We start from the raw sequence: 23,934 nt of genomic DNA, 5'->3' as shown, positions 1-23,934 counted from the left end.
AAGTTGGACTGTCCGTTGAGATGGATAGTAGAGAATTGAGTTTTCTTTGTAAAGCAAATTTTGAGACTTGAGTTATTGGCGTTTTACACTGGTCTCCAGCATTCCTTAAACTCATGGCGAGCTATTTTCTTCAGTATTTATTGGATGATTATGTTGGATTCCAGCAAATAGTTTGTGCTGTGCCTGATGAGTCTGCTGCAGTTTTTGCATTGGCTTGATCCACTGCCATACTTGCGCAGGTTGTATCTTCAGTTTGGCTACCTATTGGTGTCGCTGTCAACGTATATGAGGTTGGGCCCAGATTCGTGAGAGTAATACTGTAGAACCCTTGCGCCGATGTTTGCGGAAATGTTGGGAGTGATGCACAGGCAGCATTATAGGCGAAGTTCTGTGAGTAACATCGTTCAAGAGTAATTTGATCTTGTGCCAAGGTAGATATTGCATCTGAGCGACGCGATTTTAGCAAGAAACTAACGTAATAAGGATATGCTATGGTAGCTAGGATGGCCATAATAAGTACGGCCATCATTAATTCAATTAGGGTGAAGCCTTTTGTTCGTGTTTGATTCATTTTTTGCATCCTTATTGCAGTTGCCACCATCCAGTTTTTCTTTGCGTACTATTGGGATTCAAGATGGTCGACTGACTGCCATTGGCTTGGGTAATCAGCAGAACGACATAATTACTTTGATTCGATACAACAGTTGGTGCATTCGCAAAGTTATTGGACAATTGAACGCCTACAACGCCCGAGTATAAATACTGATTATTGGCAGAGCCATTGGCACTAACACCAGTAATTTGTGCGTTAGGAAATGATCCTCCTGTCTTGAAGTTGAGTTCAAGCAACATAGCAGAAAAGCCGGTACTACATGATTGTGGTGGTGTGTTTAATGTGGTGATGAATGCACCATTGAATATTGTGGGATTTGTAACAATCCGTTGTCCGGAGGTAATCATATCAGTATACCATCCAAATTTATTATTCCAGTTAACTGGGGTAGAGGATGCGGTGACCACGGGCACGGATAACCCGGAAGTTGCAGTTGAAACTAAATTCAGAGTTTGTTGTTGAAGATTAGTACGTGTATAAGTAGTACTCGATTGTGGTTTATCTAAAACACCGTAAATAGTTTGGGTTTGAGTATTGAGCAGATCAGCAGTCTGTAGTAATTGTCCTGTACCAAACATAGCAAACAATCCGGGGATGCGTGGGAAGTTGGGGTTAAGGGTTATTACGGGTGCCGTAGTAATGGGTTGGGCTGTGCCTGAAGAGTCTTTTGCTTGAAATAACAAGCGTACAGTCCAATTGGCAGGGTTTGGGTCACTCACATTTACGGACCACATATTCCCTTGTAAATCTCCTGCATAGACATTAGTTATGGGAACCCCTTGAAAGCCATTCTGGTTTGCCACCGCGACAGAGGATAATCCTTGAGGTGTTGACGTGCTGCAGGCGCCTGATACAGCGGTGCACAGATTGATTTTACTGATCAGTGCACCTGTTTGTGGATTGATAGCATACAGTACGGCAGTATTATTAGGGTTGTTGTAACCATTACCAAAAAAGACTGCAAAAGTTGCTGGTGTGGTGCCACTCGAACTAATTTGAGCGATCTGAGGTTGGCTGTAACCAAGGCCCATATCCCCATCAGTAAACTCCCAAAGTACGGTGTTCGCCAAGTTTGTTTCATTAACAAAGCTGGCTGGATTGGTAATATCCAATCCAAAAATACTGTTGCCTCCTCCATTTTCACTACTAACCAGAATCGTATGCCAGGTGCTATCAGAAAATTGCACATCGGCTGATTGAGGTGAACCATCCACATAAAACCGATGGCTTAAGTTGTAAAGCGGGCTAGTAAGGTAGACAAGATTATTGAATACCCCATTGGGAATAAAAGCAAATACCTCTTGCCCATTTACTGCATTAAATGCGTGTAACATTCCATCGTTCGCGCCAACATAAACCATTGGCGTACGATTTGCTTGTGCTTGAGCAAATGAAAGATAACTTGTGCTGGTATAAGGGGCTGATGGGGAGCCTACATACAGAACTTGGCTGTCTATGATATCACCAAGAATATGTGAGCGATTTCGGAAGGTTCCACCATTGTGAAGTTCTAAGGCTGTATTTCCGCGTAGATACTGTAGCCGCTGCTGGCCCAATGAATCTGAAGGTTGAAGCGCCGCTTGTTGGGTAGTGCTTATATTAGCCCATTCAAAAGGAACACCTGCGTTGGTAGTAGGGTTCCAAGTTGCAATAAATCGGCTGGTTGACCATCCTGAGCCAGCAACCAGGCTATCTAATAGTGGTTGTGCATTCCAGTTGGTAGCTCCTGTTGGAATCCCTGTTGTGGGGTTCAGGGGTAAGGCAACTAAACTTCCTGTCCAGTCAAGATAGGGAGTATCATTGGATACAAAACTTGCTTTATATTCCACACTGTTGGTGCTCAGTTGGGTAGAGCTTACCGATGCCGCAGTCGTGGTATAAGATCCATTTTGGATGGAAATCATAATCGAGTTCAGATCATTAACCAGATCGTTTGAACTGGTAGCAGGATAATAATTAGTGGTTCCTCCAGCTACAGCCATGGCAGTGAGTGTCGCTGCTGCCTGAGGGTTTAATGAGGGATTTACCCCTGCACCAAGTCCTATAACATAGGTTGGAATTCCATTTTGTTTTAGGGTTGTAATTGTACTTATTGCATCAGTTAAGGCTTGGCAATTGGTGCTTTTAAGCGAACCATCTGTATTAAAAGTTGCCGTAATACCATAACCTGTAGCGGCGGCGCTACCTAAGGGAGGCCATAGCTTACCACTAAGATCTTGGGTTGGAAGACCATCAGAAATCAAGATAACGTATTTTTTCTGAGGACAACCATTGCCACTGGTAGTGCCTAATGTTGTCAGATAAGAGTTAGCTTTTGAGAGGAGACCTGCAATAGGTGATTGTACTGCCGCAGATTTAATTTCTTTAGTTGACGTCGAATTCGTTTCAGGTTTTAAGTAAGGCGTAAATACACCAATGGCACTATTGATACTTGCTGTGGTAGGGCTTGTTCCGGCACTGGTCATGGGAACCAGAATGTTTCCTGTTGTTGCGGATTGACTGCCGTTATATCCAAAACCGCGCTGAGAATAAAGTACCTGTGGGGAAAATGGCACGAACCCTGCGTTGGTAGGGCTTGTCCCAAAACTACCAATATTAGGCAATGATTTGGAGTAAGTAATTAACACACTGCCGCTATTGTAATTGCTAATAGAAAAATTAGGTGGATAGGGGGTTGCTGGTGAGGGACCACTGTATGTAAGAAATAATCCTGGGATTCCGCTTCCCGCATAAAGCACATCATTAATTGAGGGAAAGTCGCTTGATGAGCCAATTTGCATGTATAAATTGGAAGACACTACTGAAGAACCATAAAAGCTGGCAATGGAGCTGCAATTACTTTGTACGGTAGAAGAGGCACTGGTGTAGTTGTAACAAGGATTATTGACGTAGGTATTTCCTGCAACCTGTGTACTGGTGAATGAAAAATTACCGCTTTGCGGCGACATGTAATAAACCCAGGTGTTAAATACACTGGCACCACTGATACTGTAGGTTTCCAAAGCAAAATCAGTTGATTGCATGTAGGTATTGAGAATTGCTTGAATACCTGCTTTAGCTACATTTAAACGACTGGAGCTGTTATCTACTAGTGTGCCACTTTGGTTGACAGTAAAGGGCGCTTGTCCACTACCATTTGCTGCTTGTACTGGAGGAGTAAATCCTGCGGGGACAGTATAGTTGATCGGGGAACTGGAATTGCTTAGTGAGGTTAAACCGCCAGTAAGCGATCCTGAGCCGGTCATGATGGCACCACTTAAGTCCCCATCCATTGATTCTGAATTGCCAATAGCAATTAAGATTTGTGGATGAATCGGGCTGGCTAAGATCAATGGAACTTGAGGAATATTCAAGGTAGGTTGGCTCGCCGCAATGGCAAAGGATGGCAGTAAGATGAATAACAAAGTTTTTAATCCTTTACCATAATGTCTGCTTCGTGCATCGTTCATAATCAGTTTTACCTATGGTTGTATTTGTACCGTACTTTGTAACATCACTGCGGTATTGCCATTAGCACCTAAAGCGCGCGCAGTAATTCGATATACATAAGTAGGCGTTTTCATATTTTGTCCAGGCTGAATAACCGAGGGAAGTTGTTCTATGATATAGCTTGCTTGTGTATTGGAGTAACCTTGGAAACTGGGTATTACAGATGTAGTGCTTGACCAATTAACTGTTGTCCATAATGGGGGATTATCGGGGTTTAATAGATATAAGCCATTACTATTTTTTAAAAAATCGTTGGTGTTGTAAGTTCCATTCAGTAAATTATTAATTGCATCGTTTAAGGCGCCTTCGGTTTTCTCCAAGCTTATTTCACTGTCAGTGGCATTGGCAGCGATTCGGGTTTGTGTTGTGTTTAATGACACATCGGTAAGGGCTAAAACAGTCAGCATAATAAGTAAGACCATAGTCAGTAACAGGATATAACCTTGCTCATGTCTCGCACCATTCTTCCACAAGGGTTTGCTCAATGAAACATGCTCATCCATAGAATATGTATCATTTTTGGATGAGAAAACAGGCATTGTATTTTGCGAAATAGGTTTCATGAGCTTGCATTCCTTAACGCAATATTGATTTCATATACGTGGCGAAGCCGATTATCATTTGGCACTGTAACTACCGTATCTAACACATTATATTGAGTGGTATTCTTATTGCCGGAAGAAGCTTGCCCTTCAATTAAAAAGCCCAGACGAATCGCATATACTTGGGCCCAGTTAGGAACGGCGTCGGCTGTGACATATTGAGAGATTGTGCCATTGCCTCCTATACCATATTCGACTTTCATGACTTCAACTCCAGGAACAAGCGGTTGAATGGACCAGCCTGCCGAGGTCAGGATACCGCGCATTAATGCGCTTTGTCCGCCTTGCCCTTGTCCTACAAAAAAAGCAGTTTGCTGTAAGGGAATGAATTGTGAACCGGGTTGATAACTGACAATAAACGTAGACGTCGAATTGTCATATTCTCCAGAGCCTGCTGCATGGGAAATGGCAGTGCCTGCTATTCCAGTAATGACAAATATAGAGGACTTCACACAATCAGAGGCCGCTGCAAATTGCCCGGTTGTAAGGTTAAGTCCAGTTGTACTTTCCACCGTGAAGGAGCTGCTACTTGAATCAATAGCTGTTATTGACACTGGAAAGCTTCCTGGAGCTGCGCCAAGGACAACTAAAACATCACTGGTCTTTTCTACACTCCCTGCCAAAGATGAATCCAGGGCAGGGGTCCAATCAGCAGAGCTGCCATCATTGGCCGCATTATCCTGAGAGATCGAAATGGTTGTACCATTTAGATTATAACCGGCAATTAACGTTGGGTTGGTATTTAGTGTTCCGATAGGACTTGAACCGCCGCCATTTAAATCAGACATTGCCGTGCTGGTAGCGCCACATCCTACAAATCCAGTGGAGCGAATAATAGGTGTTACTAAGTTTGTAATAGCATTTTCTGTACTTTGAATCAGTGCTTGTGAGTTTGTTGTTTTATAGATTTGAGTTTGTGTGACATATACTTCCATTACTGCATAACTCAATAAGAGCCCTATCGCTATGGCAATCATTAATTCGACGAGCGAAAAACCTTGTTGATGTTTTGTATAAGTGTTCATAATTGACTTTGTACGCTGAGTTGAACATAGTTAGGGTTCGTTGGCGATGGATTACTGCTAGCCCCCACCAGTTTTTGTGCCAGGCTATCATCCCATTGCACGGTTACCGTAATGATTGTATTTTTTCCTGTACCAGGTGCGGGAGCAGATGTAATCGAACCGCTGCCACTAGGCAGTCTACTCACGTCAAAGCTTAACCAATACCAAGTATCATACGAAGCCAATTGAGCACTCGAACATGCTGATTGGTTGCACATTGCTCCTGGTGCGGCTGGAAGAACGGGGGCGCCGCTGCTGTTGATGTTACTGATATTGTAATTACCATTAATTGCCGCTTGAGTATTCGCGCGAATTTTATCAAATATGTCATAAATACATTGTACTGCCTGTTGTTTGGCATAACTTGAATTATTGGCTTTACTGGATAGGATTAACATACCTGCTATCCCTAACATCCCTATAGCTAAGATTACAAAAGCGATGAGGACCTCAATTAATGTCATGCCTCTTTGTTGTACTTTATATCTTCCTAAATAACTCATAAATAATCTCCATTAAGGGCATGCCAGTGCGCTGTTGTCCCAAACAGCTTGCCCAGGTGTTGCACCAGACTGGACAAATCCGGTTGCCAACACTTCCACGGAGCGTGCAAATGTTCCACCTCGACTATCACAAAATTTGAAATTACTTGGGGTGGAGGTTATACCATGAGAATCAAAACTCACACTCACAACATTTCCTGAAAGGGTGGGATCTGAGGGAGAAAATTGTTGGCTTTGTAATAAGATACTGGTTCCTATCGCAGGCTGGGTTACCACTATCCAGCCAGCGCTCCAATTCCCGCCACAAGTGGTCGATTGTACTGCGCCAAACGGGCAAACCATGACATTCATTGATTCATTAAGGGCATGGTTACGTGCGTAATTCAGTGCATTCACTAGCATATCCGTATAAGAGGTTAGACGACTGTTCATAAGCATATTACTTAAGGCTGGAAGCGCTATGACCAAAGCAACGCAAAGTACCAGTAAGGTCACCAACAGCTCAATTAAGGTAAAAGCAGCCTTTTTAACTAACATGAGTATCAGTCCCTTATAACTAGAGTAAGTCCATTATCTATTAGTTTAGGTGAAAGCGAATGAAAAGTGTAATACGTGTAGAATGGTTCCTGCAACACTCCTGAATGAAAGTCTGTTGCAATGCTACTTTCTTGGCCAAAATGCCCTCAACTGGTGCCTGATAAATTGTAGCCTAGGTGCAGCGAAGCGGAACCCGGGAGAGGGATGCCTGATTTTTTATCTGCAATCCGGGTTACGGCTTTGCCTTCACCCAGGCTGCTTTTTGATTATCAAAAAGCGCAGCAATTGCCTTACCTCTGGAATAAAGTTTATGGGGGCTTTTCTCCTAATCCCATTCAACAAAGGTCTCTATATTTGCATCACGTTTCGTTTTTTGTGGCTGAGGCCTTTTTTTGTTTTGAGCGAGAACAGAGTGTCTGCTGCATTGGATTGGATATTTAAAGGTTTTTAATGCATCTTCTAAAGTGACAAACGTATAGCCCTTTTGCTTATACAAATTGATAATATCAGGCAAAACATAGGCATTAAGCAAATTCGCATGAATCAATAAAATTTGTGCTCGCTCTTTATTGTGAAATTGATTGTTCTCTTCGGCGCGAAGCGTTTGTTGCCAAATAAAATCAAGATAAAAAGATTTCAATTCATCGAGATAAGCACGTCTATTGAGCTCCGGTACGGATAACAAACGTTGATTAAAGACGAAGTCTTTGGAATCTATGGTAATGGGTGCAACATGGTAATTTTTTTGTGCAAGATAACACAGTATGTCTTCTTTTTTTTGTCCAGAACTCATCGCCAAATAGGGATAACGAAAATATTTAGGCTCAGTCATCACCGGATGCAAAATATGGTCTGCTTTTTTTATTTCTTGAATGTACTCCTGAGTACTCATTTTATTTAAATTGGCATGAGAGAGGGTGTGGTTACCTAATCCGAAACCGGCATCGCGAAATTTTTGGAGTATTTCCCAGTTATCTTTGCGGACTTCTCTGGCGATAATAAATCCTGTAGCGGGAACTTGTTCCTTGGCCATGGTATTGATCATCATGTTCAAGTGAAAGTTTCGATATTCACCAACAAAGGGTAGATCATCAATGGTAATGGACAGCATTTTTTTGGAGACTACAGGTCGTTTTTTCCTAAGCTCTTTGTTCTTCTGCTGGTGCTCTTCCAGAGATTGATTTTCTGAGCTGATAATGTTGTCGCTTTTGTTAACAGCATCTTCGGAAAAACTCGGTTCAAATGCAAAACTGATATTTTGACTCATCACTACAAGCATTAAAATGAGTGATATTTCTTTAAGAATAAATTTAATTTTCATTGGTATAGGGTACAAACAAATTCAAGAAAGATGGCATTGTAACAAAAAATTAACCTAAATGGCTTATCTGAAGTGACGCAGCGACTAAAATATTTATAAAGATAAGGTGATGAAATAAGAATAATTCAGTCACCTTATCTTAGGAGCCTTCACTTAAAGAGTAAAGGCTAGGTTTTTACAGGAGCAGACTTATGTTCCAGTACCTCATCTTCATCTTCGTCTTCTTCATCTTCTTTCTTGGCATAGAGACCACCTAAAGATGCTAAAGTAGAGGCGATACCACCAAGGTAACTTTTAGACGCTTTTTCAGGTCCTTTAGTTTCCTTTTTAAAGTCTTCAACGACTATTTTTAATGAGTCTGTGCGACACGCGAAGATCATATCAATGAGTAAATTAAAAGTAGCTTTTAAATCAAAGCCAGCGATTGCTGAAAATATATGATTGCCTCGAATTGCTTTTTTGCCCTCTGTTTTTGGGCCAACTGTCATAAATTGTGCAAATTGAGTGGCGGATGTAATCAAGGCTTCAGTATCTTGTGGCGTGACTTCATCTGCGGCAAGGATTTTACTTAATCCCTTGAAAACAACGGAATTTTCTTTTTTCTTAAGATATGATGCGTCGCAAACGTCCTTGATTTGCCTACGGATGAGATGCATTATTCCTGCGAGAGTAGCCACCTTTTCGGATTCAGTGAGTGCAGAGGTTTTGAGTGTTTCTCTAGTCGCGTTCAGCAAATGAAACTGAGCAATACGCTCACTTGATAGCTTTTCAATCTTGTGTACATTTTTATCAGCAAGTTCGTCCTTGATTAATTGATCAAGATCCGCATTCAGTTTATCCCAGCCACCAAAGCGAACGGTTGCAGAAGCTGGAGATTTTTTAACTGGCTTGTACTCAGCAAGCACAGGAACGCCTTGTCCATCAGCGGTAAACGAAGCAACAATTGCTTTTTGAGCATCCTGCTCTTGTTTATAAGAGGTTTGCATCAACTTGTCTAAGGTCTCTGTTGGGACAGCAGCCAACATATGTCCTTTTGCAAAACCGTTACGAGAATCATCAGCTATAAACACCTGATTCATAAATTTGTTGAGTGCGGTATGGAATTTAGAAACTTGATATAAGTCAGGTTTGTCTTCTGCTTTAGCATCAGCATCAATTCCAATTAAGTCTTTTAGGCGATTGCTGAGTAATCCGGATGATTCCCACGCTGAGCGATTATTTTCGATGTCTTGGATTACGGTATACATCGCGCCATAAAAAACGGTCTGTAGATATACTAGGTTGGCATTTTTTTCTTTTGCTTGTTCTTCTACTTTAGCAAGTATTGAGGAAAGAAATTGAAGTTCAACTTTTCTTTGGGGGTTTTTAGTAAGATCTTCAATTTTTCCTTTAGTTTCACGTTTTAATATAATATCAACGGTATCGTCAAAATGTTTTCTTAATTCACTTAGGTCCTTTAATACAAACGTCATGTTAGTCTCCAAATGTCCAATGGATAGATAATGTAAGATCTTCTTACAAGGTCTCAGTGTAAACTAAAGTAAACCGCGCGTCATGTATTTTCATTATACAATTTATTCTTTATATGAAAATATGTGAAAATTCATTATGTTAACCACTTTTTTTAGTTAAAAATCGAACTATTTTTTATCGAAAAACATAAAAAAATTGTATTAATTTAAATAATGAGTAATATTTCTGTCATTTTTATTAATTGCTTAATTAATGTAATCGTGGTGAAACTATATGAGACTTGGTTTTGTATATATTTTGCGCACATTACCTGCCTGTTATAGGACGTTCTTTTAAAGAGGTTTGTTTTGAATATCGAAAGCGATAAACAGTTGCAACAACAATTTTTTAATAATGCAGTATTCGCATTAATTTTTCTGCTTGTCTGTCGAATCATTTCGATGTGCCTTATTCCGTTAAATGATGTTTCCGAGTCGCGTTATGCCGAGATTGCCCGTAAGATGTTGGAAACGGGGAACTGGGTTACTCCATTACACGATTATGGCGTCCCTTTCTGGGCGAAACCGCCTTTGTCTACCTGGCTTTCTGCTTTTTCAATGCAGCTTTTTGGGGTTAATGAATTTGCGGTTCGCTTACCTGGGTTGCTCTTATCTTTGGCAACGCTATGGCTTGTTTGGGATTTAGCTAAAAGACACAGTGGGTCTTTTATTGCCATGATTACCACTTTAGTTCTTGCGGGAACTTTATATTTTTTCCTTGATGCAGGAACTGTGATGACGGACCCCTCTTTGGTCTTTTGCATTACTTTGGTCTTGGTTGCATTTTGGCATGCAGTGGTTGATAGCAGTACGCGTTGGTCTTATGTTTTTTTTATAGGTCTGGGGTTAGGACTATTAGCAAAAGGCCCAGTGGCTGTAGTGTTATCCGGATTGCCTATCTTTTTTTGGGTTTTATTACGCAATGAATGGCGTAATTTGTGGCAAAGATTGCCTTGGATCAAAGGCATCTTGTTAATGCTTGTCATTGCGCTTCCCTGGTATATTTGGGCAGAGCTCCGTACCCCTGGCTTTTTAAATTATTTTATAGTTGGTGAGAATTTTAATCGATTTTTAAAGCCAGGATGGTCAGGTGATAAATACGGTTATGCGCATAAACAGCCTTGGGGCATGATTTGGATTTATGCTGCAAGTGGCATTTTTCCCTGGTGTCTTTTAGGACTTACCTGGTTTGTTAAATACCGACATAATGTGCGCAAGGTATTTATAGATAATGATGGGTGGTTGAGTTATTTCTTTCTGTGTACGGTAGTTCCTTTATTCTTTTTTACATTTTCCAGCAACATTATTTACACCTATGTTTTTCCTAGTACTCCTGCCTTTTCATTGTTCTTTGTCGAATATTGGAACCGTGTTGGTGCTATAGCAAAAGCAAAGCAACTCATAATTGGGCTATCCATGGTGATCGGGGTAATTTTTTTGGTAGCAACCCTTGCCTTTAATGCAATGCCTCAAGCCGTATCCAAAACCCAAAAATCTGTAGTTGCCGTTTGGTTAAAGCAACATCCGGTTGCGGGAAGCTACCTTATTTATTGGGATTATAAAGCAGACTTTTCAGCGCAGTTTTACTCGGCTGGTAGAGCAAAATTTGCTTTAAGTCATAAAAAGTTGTGTAGTTTGTTGCGCAATAATCGAGAAAATTACTTAGCAATTGAGCCCAGTGAGACCCATAAAATTTCTCCTGATTTATTCAACAAGATGGTTCTAGTTCAACGTGTTTATGCGGGGGATAAGCCGTATTTCTTGATGCGTATTCCAGTTTCTGCAAAGGACTCTTGTCCAGCACAAGCAGAATCCTAGAAAAATATGATTACTTTATATGAGTTTTTTCTTTATGGCGCGTACGTTCTAAGTTTGTTCAATAAAGATACCAATTTATTTAGAGTTTTGATATAATCGGGCGCAATTTTTAAGCCATAAGGAGTAACTGTGTCACAATCTATTACAGTGAATTCAAGTACCTTCGTACCTCGCGGTGACTTAATGGCTTGGGTTGTGTGTCTGTCAGCCGGCTTATTTTTTTTATATGAATTCTTCCAGCTCAATATTTTTGATGTAATTAATCAGCCTTTACGAGATGATTTCGGTATTGATGCAACTCAATTAAGTTGGATGTCCAGTGCTTATTTGTGGGCGGATATTCTATTCCTTCTTCCTGCAGGGATTATCCTCGATCGTTTTTCTACGCGAACCGTTATTTTAAGTGCGATGTTTGTTTGTGTGCTGGGTACTGTAGGCTTTGCACTAACCAACTCATTCATTCTGGCCTCGTTTTGCCATTTTCTCTCTGGAATAGGTAATGCATTTTGCTTTTTATCCTGTGTCGTGTTGGTATCGCATTGGTTTCCACCGAGAAGACAAGCGCTTGTCATAGGCTCTTTAGTGACTATGGCTTTTGTTGGTGGCATGATGGCTCATACTCCTTTTGCTTACCTCTATGAGTTATTTGGATGGCGTAAGGCATTATTAATTGATGGTGCAGTTGGTGCTGTATTACTACTTTGGATTTACTGGGTGGTAAGCGATAAGCCTGCAGATTCGCCAATGAAAATGAATACCAATCAGGGACAAGTCATTTCTGGATTTATTAAGGCATTATCTAACTCTCAAAATTGGTTAGCTGGATTTTATACCTCGTTTCTGAATCTGCCCATTATGGTTTTATGCGCTTTATGGGGGGCTAGCTATTTGCAAGTGGTGCATCATTTACCAGAAATGTCAGCGAGTAATGTTGTGAGTCTGATTTTTATGGGAAGCGTCATTGGTTGTCCATTGGCTGGATGGTTGTCTGATTCCCAAGGACGTCGTAAACCGTTAATGATAGCAGGAGCTATTGCGACACTCATCACCGTCATTCCTTTATTCTTGGATATTGCCTTATCGCAACTTACTCTAAGCATTATCTTTTTTGCCTTAGGCTTTTTTACAAGCACACAAGTTATTTCCTATCCATTGGTTGCTGAAAGTAATTCTGCTGAAAATACCGGAGCGGCAACAGGTATTGCCTCAGTAATTATTATGGGCGGCGGTGGCGTAGGACAAGTTCTATTTGGTTGGTTAATCGCGCAACATGCTGGTGCTGCAGTCACTACGTATTCTGTGGCTGATTTTCAATATGCGATGTGGATATTCCCAATAACTACGATTGCAGCTTTGATAGCCGTTTTGATAACCCGCGAAACATATTGCAAGCGATAAAGCTGAGGAGTAAAAAATGCAAATGGTTGATGAGTTTCAAGGATATAATGCTTTTAAGTCGTCATTATTACCTTGGATAGTGTGTTTTGCTGCAACTTTATTTTTCTTTTATGAATTTATTCAGGGGAATATGTTTGCATCCATCGCGGCAAACATTATGCAGGATTATCAGATCCAAGCGGATAAAATGGCTTGGTTATCCAGTATTTACTATCTTTCCAATGTGTTATTTCTTTTTGTTGCTGGCATGGTTCTTGACCGCTTTTCGATTAAAAATACATTGCTAGTTGCTATGTCTTTATGTGTCGCCAGTACGTTTCTTTTGGCATACTCTCATTCTTTTTATATGGCCTTATTGTGTCGGTTTATTACGGGCATTGGCAGTGCATTTTGTTTCTTGGGTCCAGTGCGTTTGGCATCTCATTGGTTTCCTCCAAAGCGGATGGCGCTAGTAACTGGCGCTATAGTCACTATGGCAATGGCTGGAGGCATGTTGGCTCAGTATCCTTTAACCCAATTAGTTATTTTGGTTGGGTGGCGTCAAGCAGTACAAAACGTAGGAATCCTTGGTTTTGTCATGTTGGTTTTGATGTTTTTTTGGATAAAAGAAAGACCTAAAAACGCAATAAAACCAGTGGCTCAACCAATTAATGTGATTGCAGCTGCTAAGAAAGCCTATTTTAATACCCAATATATCCGGGCTGCATTTTATGCCAGTTTAATGAACATGGCCATTGCTGTATTTGGTGCCATGATGGGTACTTTATATTTGGTCGAGCGCTTAGACATTAATTCTGCGCAAGCATCTATGGTCAATGGCATGTTATTTCTAGGTGCGATCATTGGCTCGCCGTTGGTGGGTTGGATATCTGATAAGATGGGGTTACGCATTATGCCTATGAAAATGGGTGTGATTGCTTCCTTATTGACTTTGCTTGCAGTACTTTACCTTCCAGTTTCTTATAGTGTGATGGCATTTTTATTTTTCTTGCTTGGTTTTTTTACTTCTGCACAAGTGATTAGTTATGCTTTGGTTGCTGAAAGTAGTCCGCCAGCAATGACTGCAACTGCTGTTAGTGTTATTTCGATATTGACTCAGGGCGGTTATATTGTATATCAAAATCTGTTTAGTTATTTACTGACAAATCATGGTGGTATGCACATGGTTGATGGAACTCCTGTTTATCTACTTAGTGCGTATCAATATGCTGCAATTATTTTACCTATAGGCTTATTAATTGCTTTTCTCATGCTTTTCGGTTTAAAAGAAACACATTGCCAACATATTAAGGATTAAGATGACGGGGAGAGTTTGTATATTACTCATGGATTCTTTTGGCATAGGCGCCAGTTTGGATGCGCCTCGCTATGGTGATGCAGGTGCTAATACTTTTGTGCATATTCATCAAGCCTGTGAGCGTGGCGAGTGCGACAAAACAGGGGTGCGCCAAGGTCCGTTAACTTTACCACATCTTGCGCAATTAGGGCTTTATCATGCTGCCTTAGCCAGTAGTGGGTTGCGCTTTGTTGAGTTATCCACTTTTCCTGACCCTGTCGGTTATTATGGCTATGCAGTTGAGCAGAGTTTAGGCAAAGATACTCCGAGCGGGCATTGGGAATTAGCTGGAGTTCCAGTGACATTTGAATGGGGTTATTTTCCAGAGCAACCTTTTTGTTTCCCTAAAGAATTAATTGATACATTTATTCAACGCACGGGTTTACCAGGAGTACTTGGTGAGAAGCATGCATCTGGAACTACAATCCTCGAGGAATTAGGTGAGGAACACATACGCAGTGGTAAACCGATAGTATATACCTCTGCGGACAGTGTATTTCAAATCGCAGCTCATGAAGAATATTTTGGTTTACAGCGTTTGTATGATATCTGTGAAATTGCTCGCACTTTAGTTGATGACTATCAGATTGGTCGTGTGATTGCTCGTCCATTTATAGGCCAACCAGGAGCATTTAAACGAACTGCAAATCGCAAGGATTATGCTACCCTACCTCCAGAAAAAACATTACTTGATTATTTAAAAGAAGCAGGACGAGAAGTAATCGCCCTAGGAAAAATTGCTGATATTTATGCGCATCAGGGGATAACGCAAACCATCAAGGCTGATGGGAATATGGCTCTATTTGATGCCACTTTAGCTGCAATGAAAACCGCTCCTGCAGGAAGTTTGGTTTTTACTAATTTTGTAGATTTTGATTCTTCATTCGGTCATCGACGTGATGTAACAGGTTATGCACACGCTCTTGAGGAGTTTGATGCACGTCTTCCTGAGCTTGACGCTGTATTAAATCCCGATGATCTCATTGTTATTGCAGCCGATCATGGATGTGATCCTACGCTCCCTGGTTCAGATCATACAAGGGAACATATTCCAGTTTTAGTCTATGGACCAGGCCTTAAAGGACGTTTTATTGGACGTCGAGATACCTTTGCTGATGTGGGACAAAGCATTGCACAACACTTAGGGTTAGAGAACTTATCTCATGGCGTGTCTTTTTTAATCTGATCAAATTTTGCTTAGTAAATCATTGTAGCCTGGGTGAAGGCGTAGCCGTAACCCGGGGCAGAAAATCGTACTTCGTAACCCCGGGTTACGTTGCACTGCACCCGGGCTACAGTCTCTATGAAAACCACGGTCCCAGCATAAAACAGTTAAAATTTATTCATTATGAGACCCCTTGTTTTTTTGTTTATTATCCCCATGTATGTTATTCCGGTTTGATTTGAGGATTTAATTTTGGAACAATTTCGTGGGACAACCATACTTTCAGTAAGACGCGGAAATCAGGTGGTTATCGGCGGTGATGGCCAGGTAACTTTAGGTAATACCGTAATGAAGGGCAATGCACGTAAGGTGCGGCGCCTCTACAAAGATCAAATTCTAGCGGGCTTTGCTGGCGGTACTGCGGATGCGTTTACTCTTTTTGAACGTTTTGAGAGTAAGCTCGAAATGCATCAAGGTCATTTAGTCCGTGCAGCAGTTGAGCTTGCGAAAGATTGGCGAACGGACAGAATGTTGCGACGTCTCGAAGCAGTTCTTGCTGTAGCAGATAAAAAATCCTCCTTAATTATTACAGGTAATGGCGATGTGATCGAGCCTGAACATAGCTTAATTGCTATTGGTTCAGGAGGACCTTTTGCGCAAGCAGCTGCACGAGCACTGATGGAAAATACAAAACTATCCGCCCTGGAAATAGTGCGTAAAGCATTAACTATTGCTGGGGATATCTGTATTTATACCAATAACAATTTAACTATAGAAGAATTAAATAATGGCAACGAAAAACAGTAAAGTGATGACTCTTCATGAGAGTATCCGAGAGGTAATGACCCCTCGTGAAATTGTTCAGGAATTAGATAAATATATTATTGGCCAGGATGATGCAAAAAGATCTGTAGCAATTGCATTGCGTAATCGTTGGCGGCGCATGAACATTAAAGATTCGGCTTTGCGCAATGAAATCATGCCCAAAAATATTCTCATGATTGGACCAACTGGTGTGGGTAAAACCGAAATTGCTCGACGTTTGGCTAAGTTGGCGCGTGCACCATTTATTAAGGTAGAAGCTACAAAATTTACCGAAGTGGGATATGTTGGACGTGATGTAGATAGCATTTTACGTGATTTAGCAGATATTGCGATAAAACAAGAACGTGAATTTGCGATGAAGAAGGTGGAACATTTGGCTGAAGATGCAGCTGAGGAACGAGTTCTTGATGTATTACTACCGCCTGCACGTGGTAGCTTAACTCCTAGCGAAAAGGACAGCACTGCCAGACAGGTTTTCCGCAAACAATTGCGTGAAGGAATTCTCGATGACAATGAAATCGAGATTGAAATTTCTGCAACGCCTATGGGAATCGAAATTATGGCTCCTCCAGGCATGGAAGAAATGACGAGTCAATTACAATCGATGTTCCAACAAGTGGGGACTCATAGAACCAAAACACGCAAGATGAGTATCGCTAAGGCAATGAAAATTTTACGTGAAGAAGAGGCTGCCAAGTTAATTAATGAAGATGATATTAAGATCCGTGCTATAGAAAATGTAGAGCAAAATGGTATTGTCTTTATTGATGAGTTGGATAAAGTCGCGCGACGCGCTGAAAATGGCGGCGGTGGTGATGTTTCACGTGAAGGGGTACAACGCGATTTATTACCTTTGGTTGAAGGAACTACGGTTACAACTAAATATGGCATGATTCGTTCTGATCATATTTTATTTATTGCATCGGGAGCGTTCCATGTAGCCAAGCCATCTGATTTGATTGCTGAATTACAAGGTCGATTACCTATTCGTGTTGAGTTGTCAGCTCTTTCTGTAGATGATTTTGTCCGTATTCTTACTGAGCCTAATGCATCGTTGACCTTGCAATACAGTGCTTTGATGTCGACTGAAGGGTTAACGTTGACTTTTGATGAAACGGGAATTAGACGCATTGCTGAAGTTGCATGGCAAGTAAATGAGCGTACAGAAAATATTGGTGCGCGTAGACTTTACACGGTGATGGAGAGATTATTGGAAGTTGTTTCGTTTGAGGCTACAGATAAATCAGGCGAATCAGTCCATGTTGATAAAGCTTATGTCGACAAAAATCTCGGACAAATTGTCGCGGATGATGATTTGGCTCGTTATATTCTTTAATCTGTAGCCTGGGTGAAGGCGAAGCCCTAACCCGGGTTTCATATCCCGGGCTACGGCTTCGCCTTCACCCAGGCTACAAATATCTAGGATCTATTTTCAATCCCATTAAAAATAAGTAATTATTCAAAATAGTCGCCTTTGTCCTAAAAATTAAGGTATGCTTTTATTTGTTTGTTATGAAAAACGTTGTCAAATAATTAAGGAAAATTATTACAACAATTCCCTTGCTGATTCATCTGGAATTTTGAGATGTGACTAAAAATAGCTGCTCTCACGGAGGAGAAAAAAATGTCATATGATTCACATTCTATTGCTACAATAATAAGTGAAGATTTTGATCTTATCGAAGATGGTTCTGCGGTTAGTTCAGTCGATTCTCGTTCTCATTCTCTTTTTTCGTGTGGCGGAGTAAAAGCATACTCTTTTTTTAATCGTTCAAAATCTACTATAGATTTTCCTGATTCTTATACTAAGAATTGGAATAAGGTCGGCGGGGACTCTAATTACAGAAAAATTAAAGCATTGCTTATAGACTACACCAAAGAAAGTTGTTTCTTTGGTTCATTTATTGGGCGAGTCATTTCAGGGCATTGGCATAGAAATCATGTTAGTGCTGTAAGTAAAATTATCGCGAATATGTCGGTTAAGAACTATTATGAGTCCGTTGATGACATTGTCGCTGATTTAAGGTCATTAAAACCTGCACAAGGGGGCTCTTTGTATCGGCGGATTAAATTTATTGAAATGAAGTTAGAAGGGCCACTAAAGTATGAATTTAAATTTTAAACGAGAAAAACCAGTTGAGTTATCGTGAGCAAGCTCATACTATTGTTTTTTTGAAGTGTACGGAGCTGTTTTGATGTCTGATCCTTATATTTTGGTTTTATATTACTCACGTACCGGTTCTGTAGCTCAATTAGCACAATACATTGCACGTGGTGTAGAGCGTGTTGTGGGGATTGAAGCACGATTAAGAACGGTACCTCCTGTATCTACAACTTGTGAATCGGTAGATAAGACGATCCCAGATAATGGGGCACCATACGCTACTTTGGATGATTTACGCTATTGCCATGGACTTGCTTTAGGAAGTCCGACTCGTTTTGGCAATATGGCTTCTCCTTTGAAATATTTTCTGGATGGTACTTCCTCTTTATGGTTGGCAGGCGATTTAGTGGATAAACCTGCTTGTGTTTTTTCTTCTTCTGCTAGTATGCATGGAGGTCAGGAAACTACTTTATTAAGTATGATGCTACCCTTGATGCATCATGGCATGGTCTTGTTGGGAATCCCTTATTCTGTGCCGTCTTTAAATGATACTGTGAGCGGTGGAACACCCTATGGAGTGACCCATGTTTCTGGTGTGGCAAATGATCGGCCTTTGAGCGAAGATGAAATCAATTTAGCCAAACATTTAGGCGAGCGTTTGGCTCGAGCTGCAATAAAATTGAGTGAAAAACATGAAAGTAATTAGTTTTAATGCCAATGGTATCCGTTCAGCAGCACGAAATGGATTTTATGAGTGGCTTGTAACGCAAAATGCTGATTTTGTTTGTATTCAGGAAACGAAAGCACAACCTGAGCAATTAATTCCGGAAGAATTGTACTATCCGCGCGATTATTTTTGCGACTATTATTCTGCGCAAAAAAAAGGATATAGCGGGGTGGCAATTTATGCTCGACACAAGCCGGAGCGTATTGTTAAAGGTATGGGCTTTGACTATTGTGATAATGAAGGGCGATATATTCAATTTGATTATCCTAAATTCAGTATTGTCTCGCTTTACTTACCCTCAGGAACAAGTGGTGATGAGCGCCAAGCGGTGAAGTATCATTTCCTTGAGCAATTCGCTGAGCATTTAATGCGATTAAAAAATGAGGGGCGGGAGCTAATTGTATGTGGTGATTATAATATTGCCCATAAAAAAGTCGATTTAAAAAATTGGCGCGGAAATCAAAAAAACTCAGGATTTTTACCCGAAGAACGAGCTTGGATGGATGAGTTGTTTGGGACAATGGGGTTTGTTGATGCATTTCGTGTGCATAATCAAGAAGAAGAGCAATATACCTGGTGGTCTTATAGAGCCCGTGCATGGGAAAAAAATGTAGGATGGAGAATTGATTATCAAGTAGTTACTCCTGGTCTTACAGAGCACGTAGTGGACACCCGAATTTTTCGCGAAGCACGCTTGTCCGATCATGCTCCTTTGTTAATTGAATACAAAGGAGATTGGTGTGCTTAAATTGGCAAGTTGGAATGTGAATTCATTGAAGATACGACTAGAGCAAGTATTGGAATGGCTTGACTCTACTGGGGTCGATGTTCTTGCCTTACAAGAAACAAAATTGCTTGATGAAAATTTTCCTGCGACTGCGTTTACGGATAAAGGATACTATGTCATATTTTCAGGACAAAAGACCTATAACGGGGTTGCGGTGATCAGCCGTTATCCTCTCTCTGATATTGTAACTGATGTCCCTGGTTTTGAAGATCCACAACGACGTATTTTAGCAGTTACTGTTGCGGGTATCCGTTTAATCAATTTATATGTTCCTAATGGTTCAGAGCTAACTTCGGATAAATATCAATATAAGCTGAATTGGTTGCAACAAGTTACAGCATTTATTCAACAACAAATGAGTGTTTTTCCTAATCTGGCAGTCGTAGGCGATTTTAATATTGCTCCCGAGGATCGCGATGTTCATGATCCTGCTGAATGGATAGGCTCAGTGTTAGTAAGTCCTGCTGAACGAGAAGCATTTACGCAATTATTATACCTGGGATTGCATGATAGCTTTAGAAGTTTTATACAAGACGAACAGGTTTTTAGTTGGTGGGATTATCGTGCTGCTGCTTTTAGACGTAACAGGGGCTTGCGTATCGATCATGTTTTGTTGAGTACGCCACTCAATGCATTGTGCAAACAATCCGTGATTGATAAGGAGCCACGCAAAGCAGAAAGGCCGTCTGATCATGCGCCAGTTTGGGTTGAATTGGATTTGCATGTGAGTTAAATGTAGCCTGAGTTACGGCTTCGTCTTTACTCAGGCTACAAAAGCGTTCTATGGTTTTTTACTTTGTTTTCATTACTTATTTTGTAACGTTTCAAATAAAAACCAAACGCGTCGTTCTGTTTCATCGATATAAGTTTCTAGGACACTTGTTGTGGCAAAATCATTTCTTTTGCTACACACTTCATGAACTTTCCGTAAGTTTTTTAGAAAAGCTTTATTATCATCTAGTAGATTTTGCAGCATATCATCTGCAGAAAGGGATTCGTTGACATCTCGAAGTGTCTGCAATTGTTTGATCTGTCCAATAGAATGGATCGTTTGTTCCCCTAATTTGCGCACACGTTCGGCTAACACATCAACCATTGCAAAAATTTGTTCGCTGTGTTCATCTAACAACAGATGATAGTCACGATAGTGTGATCCTGTCATATGCCAATGGAAATTCTTGGTTTTAACGAATAAAGCAAAGGTGTCCGCTAGAAGTGGATTAACCGCCTCAGCAATTTTACGACGGTCTCTGATATCAAGGTCATTTGGTGTTTCAAGTTTATACAATTCCAATTTTTTCATGTTCACTCCTCTAAATTCATTAGCTTTTATAAGCGTAGACCAATCATTGTAAATTTGTTACAAATTGATAAAAATATTGCATAAAATATGGCAGGCAATGATGATTAGAGTAATTCATGGTTATCCATGAGGATTTTGTGAATGTACTTCCTCACGTTCGTCACCCTCAAGTGGCGGTGGCTCGGAGATTTCTTTTTCTGCGGTTAAAGTAATAGCCTGTTGTGTGCTTTCTACTTTGCTTGGTTTAATCTCATGAACAGGATGGACATCGAGTTGGGTCAATACGCTGCCACTGTCAGGCGGGATTTCTTTATTTAATGCATTTAGAAATTTGATCTTTTGCTTCTGCGTAATCTTCTCCCAAGGAATCCATTATATGCACTTTTTTATTTGCTTTATCGATTACTACCGCAACTGAATGTTCTCCAAATTTTGTAGGTAAGAAAAAAACACATAACGTGGTTCGGTTATAGAAAAATCGATCATTTTTTCCTTTAATTGATTTGCCAAATTAAAACTTTGGCCCGCTCGATCTGGGCCTACCATTATTGAGGTAAAATTATGAATCTTTAGACTCTTAAGGACTCTTGTGGCACTTTGAACTATGGATGAATTATCAAAATCTATTTGACTTTCTCGATATCTCTTACCGAGTTGTAATTGAACTTCAGGTTCCAATTCGTCAAACGGCTTGTATTTAACTGCCATAATAATTGCCACATGAGCGAAATATATACAAATTATGGTCTATAAATTAATAGTAGGCAGTGTGCTATTAGGGCTAATAAGAAGCAAGCATCATAACTATAGATTCCTATTTTTATAAAAATTGCTTTACAGAGGTTTTTCTGCTATTGTTTTGCGTCATTTGTCGAGTATGGTGCTTGACCGTGGGTTCAGGTGGCGATACTCATTATTATAGAGAGTAGTATTATGAAGGCATCAATTCATCCAGAATATAAAACAGTAAAAGTTACATGCAGTTGTGGCGAGCAATTTGAAACTCGTTCAACCTTATGTAAAGATTTGAACATTGAAGTATGTTCACAATGCCATCCTTTTTATACCGGTAAGCAAAAATTGGTAGATACTGGTGGACGCGTGCAGAAGTTCCGCGATCGTTACAGTCAGCGTTCTGCGCAAACGAAAGAATAATAGAAATAAGGGCGCAATTTTTTGCGCCCTATTTATATATACTTCACTCGAAGTATAGCTTATTGACAGATTGCTCCTGCAGTGCTAATTTGCGGTGCTTGTAGGTTCTTGTCGTTCGATTCATGCCTCAATCCTCATCATTTTATGGCTTTTCTCTTAATTGCTTTAAGAGTTTCATAGTCAGATGTTTGTGTGTCTGTGACACTTTGGATGAGTAATGAATTGCTCGTGGTTGGTAGGATTTAGGCCTTACTTAACTTAAGTTTTGTTTTATGAGAGGGTGAGTACTTTGGATAATGAAGTTTTAAAGCAGTGCGCATTAGATTATCACGAGTTTCCAAGCCCTGGAAAACTTGGTGTTCATGTTACCAAATCAACTGACTCTCAGAGTGATTTGTCTCTGGCTTATACGCCAGGCGTTGCAGCCCCAGTGATTGCAATCGCAGAAAACCCCGAAGATGCTTATCGTTACACGAATAAAGGAAATTTAGTCGCTGTAATGACTAATGGCACCGCGGTATTAGGTTTGGGAGATCTTGGACCTCTCGCCAGTAAGCCGGTTATGGAAGGTAAAGCCGTTTTATTCAAGCGTTTTGCAGGTATTGATGTATTTGATATAGAAATTGATGCTCATGATCCGCAAGCTTTTATTGCTACCGCAAAACGTATTGCCCCTACTTTTGGTGGGATTAATCTGGAAGATCTTAAGGCCCCTGAATGCTTTGAAATTGAGCAGGCTTTAATTGAACAATTGAATATTCCTGTATTTCATGATGACCAGCATGGCACGGCTATTGTTGTGGCGGCGGCGTTGCTTAATGCGCTTGAGTTACAACAAAAGAAACTATCTGAAGCAAAAATCGTATGTATAGGTGCTGGTGCAGCAGGAATTGCTTCTATGCGATTACTTGTTGCTTTAGGTGCTCATAAAGAAAATATGTTGCTTCTAGATACTAAAGGCGTTATTCATTCAGGACGTGCTGATCTCAACGCTTATAAGTTTGCTTTTGCGCGTACTACTGAATGCCGGACCCTAGCAGACGCACTGGTTGATGCTGATGTGTTTATTGGTGTTGCCAAGCCTGATTTATTAGATGCTGATTTATTGAGATTAATGGCACCTAACCCTGTTATTTTTGCTTTATCAAACCCTGATCCGGAAATTAGACCCGAAGTGGCTTTTGAAGTACGTGATGATATTGTTATTGCGACTGGACGCAGTGATTATCCTAATCAGGTTAATAATGTATTATGTTTCCCATATATTTTTCGTGGCGCGTTGGATGTACGTGCTAAGTGTATAAATCAATCAATGCAAATTGCTGCAGTTGAAGCAATTCGTCAACTGGTGCATGAGCCCGTTCCCCAGGTAGTAAAGGATAATTACCCAGGTGTTACGCATTGGGAGTTTGGCCCGAACTACATTATTCCCAAGCCCATAGATCCTCGTTTAAGAGAACGAGTTCCTGCTGCTGTAGCTCAAGCTGCAATAGCAAGTGGCGCAAATCAAATGAGTAGTAATTTAGAATAAAAGTAGCATCCTGCTTGGCAATAAGGTACCTCAAGGTATAGCAATATGCCGGATGAGCTCTGCCTAATTACATTCAGGATAACAATAGGTAAATTATAAAGATAAGAGGTGTAACTGTTGAAGTTTTGGACAGTGTGCACCCTTG

General features: G+C 40.5%; 23 protein-coding genes. 12 read left to right on the top strand and 11 right to left on the bottom strand.

The window, feature by feature from the left end:
- Nucleotides 1-148: 148 nt before the first annotated feature.
- The 8 genes from BGO44_RS13625 to BGO44_RS13590 form a co-directional block, all read right to left on the bottom strand.
- Nucleotides 149-571, bottom strand: coding sequence for a type IV pilin protein (locus tag BGO44_RS13625; protein WP_058509508.1), 423 nt, complete (start codon nt 569-571; stop codon nt 149-151).
- A gap of 11 nt (nt 572-582) precedes the next feature.
- Entirely contained in the window at nt 583-4,062 is a 3,480-nt protein-coding gene (locus BGO44_RS13620) for a pilus assembly protein (protein ID WP_273197412.1), read from the bottom strand.
- A 12-nt stretch (nt 4,063-4,074) separates the two neighbouring features.
- On the bottom strand, nt 4,075-4,605 hold the full coding sequence (locus BGO44_RS13615; protein WP_193393379.1) for a pilus assembly PilX family protein: 531 nt from the start codon (nt 4,603-4,605) through the stop codon (nt 4,075-4,077).
- A 56-nt stretch (nt 4,606-4,661) separates the two neighbouring features.
- Entirely contained in the window at nt 4,662-5,729 is a 1,068-nt protein-coding gene (locus tag BGO44_RS13610; protein ID WP_058509343.1) for a PilW family protein, read from the bottom strand.
- Entirely contained in the window at nt 5,726-6,271 is a 546-nt protein-coding gene (gene pilV / locus BGO44_RS13605) for a type IV pilus modification protein PilV (RefSeq protein ID WP_058509344.1), read from the bottom strand. Before pilV ends, BGO44_RS13610 begins: the two co-directional genes overlap by 4 nt.
- 12 nt (nt 6,272-6,283) lie before the next feature.
- Complete coding sequence (locus tag BGO44_RS13600; protein WP_058509345.1) at nt 6,284-6,808, bottom strand: GspH/FimT family protein; 525 nt, start codon at nt 6,806-6,808, stop codon at nt 6,284-6,286.
- A 325-nt stretch (nt 6,809-7,133) separates the two neighbouring features.
- A complete protein-coding gene (locus BGO44_RS13595; RefSeq protein WP_058509346.1) occupies nt 7,134-8,129 on the bottom strand; it encodes a polysaccharide deacetylase family protein in 996 nt (331 codons plus the stop codon).
- 167 nt (nt 8,130-8,296) lie between these two features.
- Complete coding sequence (locus BGO44_RS13590) at nt 8,297-9,601, bottom strand: hypothetical protein (RefSeq protein ID WP_058509347.1); 1,305 nt, start codon at nt 9,599-9,601, stop codon at nt 8,297-8,299.
- Nucleotides 9,602-9,949: 348 nt separating this feature from the next.
- Between BGO44_RS13590 and BGO44_RS13585 the strand changes: the two genes are divergently transcribed.
- The 10 genes from BGO44_RS13585 to xth all read left to right on the top strand — a co-directional run bounded on the left by BGO44_RS13585 (nt 9,950) and on the right by xth (nt 20,533).
- A complete protein-coding gene (locus BGO44_RS13585) occupies nt 9,950-11,458 on the top strand; it encodes an ArnT family glycosyltransferase (protein ID WP_273197401.1) in 1,509 nt (502 codons plus the stop codon).
- Between the two features lie 129 nt (nt 11,459-11,587).
- Nucleotides 11,588-12,856 carry an MFS transporter gene (locus tag BGO44_RS13580; protein ID WP_058509349.1) on the top strand — a complete coding sequence of 423 codons (1,269 nt, stop codon included), beginning with the start codon at nt 11,588-11,590 and terminating at the stop codon, nt 12,854-12,856.
- Nucleotides 12,857-12,872: 16 nt separating this feature from the next.
- The gene (locus tag BGO44_RS13575) at nt 12,873-14,153 is read left to right on the top strand and encodes an MFS transporter (protein ID WP_058509350.1); all 1,281 of its coding nucleotides are present in this window, start codon (nt 12,873-12,875) and stop codon (nt 14,151-14,153) included.
- 1 nt (nt 14,154) lies between these two features.
- The gene (locus BGO44_RS13570; protein WP_273197397.1) at nt 14,155-15,378 is read left to right on the top strand and encodes a phosphopentomutase; all 1,224 of its coding nucleotides are present in this window, start codon (nt 14,155-14,157) and stop codon (nt 15,376-15,378) included.
- Between the two features lie 231 nt (nt 15,379-15,609).
- Complete coding sequence (gene hslV / locus BGO44_RS13565; RefSeq protein WP_273197394.1) at nt 15,610-16,164, top strand: ATP-dependent protease subunit HslV; 555 nt, start codon at nt 15,610-15,612, stop codon at nt 16,162-16,164.
- Nucleotides 16,145-17,518, top strand: a complete 1,374-nt coding sequence (hslU, locus tag BGO44_RS13560) for an ATP-dependent protease ATPase subunit HslU (RefSeq protein ID WP_273197393.1) — start codon at nt 16,145-16,147, stop codon at nt 17,516-17,518. Before hslV ends, hslU begins: the two co-directional genes overlap by 20 nt.
- A 288-nt stretch (nt 17,519-17,806) precedes the next feature.
- A complete protein-coding gene (locus BGO44_RS13555) occupies nt 17,807-18,304 on the top strand; it encodes a DUF5617 domain-containing protein (RefSeq protein WP_273197391.1) in 498 nt (165 codons plus the stop codon).
- Nucleotides 18,305-18,377: 73 nt separating this feature from the next.
- On the top strand, nt 18,378-18,992 hold the full coding sequence (gene wrbA / locus BGO44_RS13550; RefSeq protein ID WP_058509354.1) for an NAD(P)H:quinone oxidoreductase: 615 nt from the start codon (nt 18,378-18,380) through the stop codon (nt 18,990-18,992).
- The gene (locus BGO44_RS13545; RefSeq protein WP_058509355.1) at nt 18,979-19,761 is read left to right on the top strand and encodes an exodeoxyribonuclease III; all 783 of its coding nucleotides are present in this window, start codon (nt 18,979-18,981) and stop codon (nt 19,759-19,761) included. Before wrbA ends, BGO44_RS13545 begins: the two co-directional genes overlap by 14 nt.
- On the top strand, nt 19,754-20,533 hold the full coding sequence (gene xth / locus BGO44_RS13540; protein ID WP_058509356.1) for an exodeoxyribonuclease III: 780 nt from the start codon (nt 19,754-19,756) through the stop codon (nt 20,531-20,533). Before BGO44_RS13545 ends, xth begins: the two co-directional genes overlap by 8 nt.
- A 72-nt stretch (nt 20,534-20,605) precedes the next feature.
- Here the strand turns inward: xth and BGO44_RS13535 are convergent, their stop codons facing one another.
- The 3 genes from BGO44_RS13535 to BGO44_RS13525 all read right to left on the bottom strand — a co-directional run bounded on the left by BGO44_RS13535 (nt 20,606) and on the right by BGO44_RS13525 (nt 21,811).
- Nucleotides 20,606-21,103 carry a Dps family protein gene (locus BGO44_RS13535; RefSeq protein WP_273197386.1) on the bottom strand — a complete coding sequence of 166 codons (498 nt, stop codon included), beginning with the start codon at nt 21,101-21,103 and terminating at the stop codon, nt 20,606-20,608.
- A 120-nt stretch (nt 21,104-21,223) separates the two neighbouring features.
- Nucleotides 21,224-21,385 carry a hypothetical protein gene (locus BGO44_RS13530; protein WP_273197384.1) on the bottom strand — a complete coding sequence of 54 codons (162 nt, stop codon included), beginning with the start codon at nt 21,383-21,385 and terminating at the stop codon, nt 21,224-21,226.
- Between the two features lie 123 nt (nt 21,386-21,508).
- A complete protein-coding gene (locus BGO44_RS13525; protein WP_273197382.1) occupies nt 21,509-21,811 on the bottom strand; it encodes a hypothetical protein in 303 nt (100 codons plus the stop codon).
- Between the two features lie 225 nt (nt 21,812-22,036).
- On the opposite strand from BGO44_RS13525, the gene rpmE reads away from it, so the two are divergent.
- Together rpmE and BGO44_RS13515 are read left to right on the top strand one after the other, a co-directional pair.
- Entirely contained in the window at nt 22,037-22,258 is a 222-nt protein-coding gene (gene rpmE / locus BGO44_RS13520) for a 50S ribosomal protein L31 (RefSeq protein WP_058509359.1), read from the top strand.
- 289 nt (nt 22,259-22,547) lie between these two features.
- Nucleotides 22,548-23,789, top strand: a complete 1,242-nt coding sequence (locus BGO44_RS13515) for a malic enzyme-like NAD(P)-binding protein (RefSeq protein ID WP_058509510.1) — start codon at nt 22,548-22,550, stop codon at nt 23,787-23,789.
- Nucleotides 23,790-23,934: the final 145 nt, after the last annotated feature.

Origin of the sequence: Legionella sp. 39-23 (genome assembly GCF_001897665.1) — a bacterium.
GTDB lineage: Bacteria > Pseudomonadota > Gammaproteobacteria > Legionellales > Legionellaceae > Legionella > Legionella steelei.
This window is presented reverse-complemented; position numbering and strand designations above follow the sequence as displayed.

Bases quoted from the DNA above. Each gene is read 5' to 3' on its own strand.
- BGO44_RS13525 (WP_273197382.1), bottom strand. From the start codon at position 21,811: ATGGCAGTTAAATACAAGCCGTTTGACGAATTGGAACCTGAAGTTCAA.
- BGO44_RS13595 (WP_058509346.1), bottom strand. From the start codon at position 8,129: ATGAAAATTAAATTTATTCTTAAAGAAATATCACTCATTTTAATGCTT.
- BGO44_RS13555 (WP_273197391.1), top strand. From the start codon at position 17,807: ATGTCATATGATTCACATTCTATTGCTACAATAATAAGTGAAGATTTT.
- BGO44_RS13535 (WP_273197386.1), bottom strand. From the start codon at position 21,103: ATGAAAAAATTGGAATTGTATAAACTTGAAACACCAAATGACCTTGAT.
- BGO44_RS13545 (WP_058509355.1), top strand. From the start codon at position 18,979: ATGAAAGTAATTAGTTTTAATGCCAATGGTATCCGTTCAGCAGCACGA.
- pilV (WP_058509344.1), bottom strand. From the start codon at position 6,271: ATGAGTTATTTAGGAAGATATAAAGTACAACAAAGAGGCATGACATTA.
- BGO44_RS13625 (WP_058509508.1), bottom strand. From the start codon at position 571: ATGAATCAAACACGAACAAAAGGCTTCACCCTAATTGAATTAATGATG.
- wrbA (WP_058509354.1), top strand. From the start codon at position 18,378: ATGTCTGATCCTTATATTTTGGTTTTATATTACTCACGTACCGGTTCT.
- BGO44_RS13600 (WP_058509345.1), bottom strand. From the start codon at position 6,808: ATGTTAGTTAAAAAGGCTGCTTTTACCTTAATTGAGCTGTTGGTGACC.
- hslU (WP_273197393.1), top strand. From the start codon at position 16,145: ATGGCAACGAAAAACAGTAAAGTGATGACTCTTCATGAGAGTATCCGA.
- BGO44_RS13610 (WP_058509343.1), bottom strand. From the start codon at position 5,729: ATGAACACTTATACAAAACATCAACAAGGTTTTTCGCTCGTCGAATTA.
- BGO44_RS13620 (WP_273197412.1), bottom strand. From the start codon at position 4,062: ATGAACGATGCACGAAGCAGACATTATGGTAAAGGATTAAAAACTTTG.
- BGO44_RS13575 (WP_058509350.1), top strand. From the start codon at position 12,873: ATGCAAATGGTTGATGAGTTTCAAGGATATAATGCTTTTAAGTCGTCA.
- BGO44_RS13570 (WP_273197397.1), top strand. From the start codon at position 14,155: ATGACGGGGAGAGTTTGTATATTACTCATGGATTCTTTTGGCATAGGC.
- BGO44_RS13590 (WP_058509347.1), bottom strand. From the start codon at position 9,601: ATGACGTTTGTATTAAAGGACCTAAGTGAATTAAGAAAACATTTTGAC.
- BGO44_RS13615 (WP_193393379.1), bottom strand. From the start codon at position 4,605: ATGGATGAGCATGTTTCATTGAGCAAACCCTTGTGGAAGAATGGTGCG.
- rpmE (WP_058509359.1), top strand. From the start codon at position 22,037: ATGAAGGCATCAATTCATCCAGAATATAAAACAGTAAAAGTTACATGC.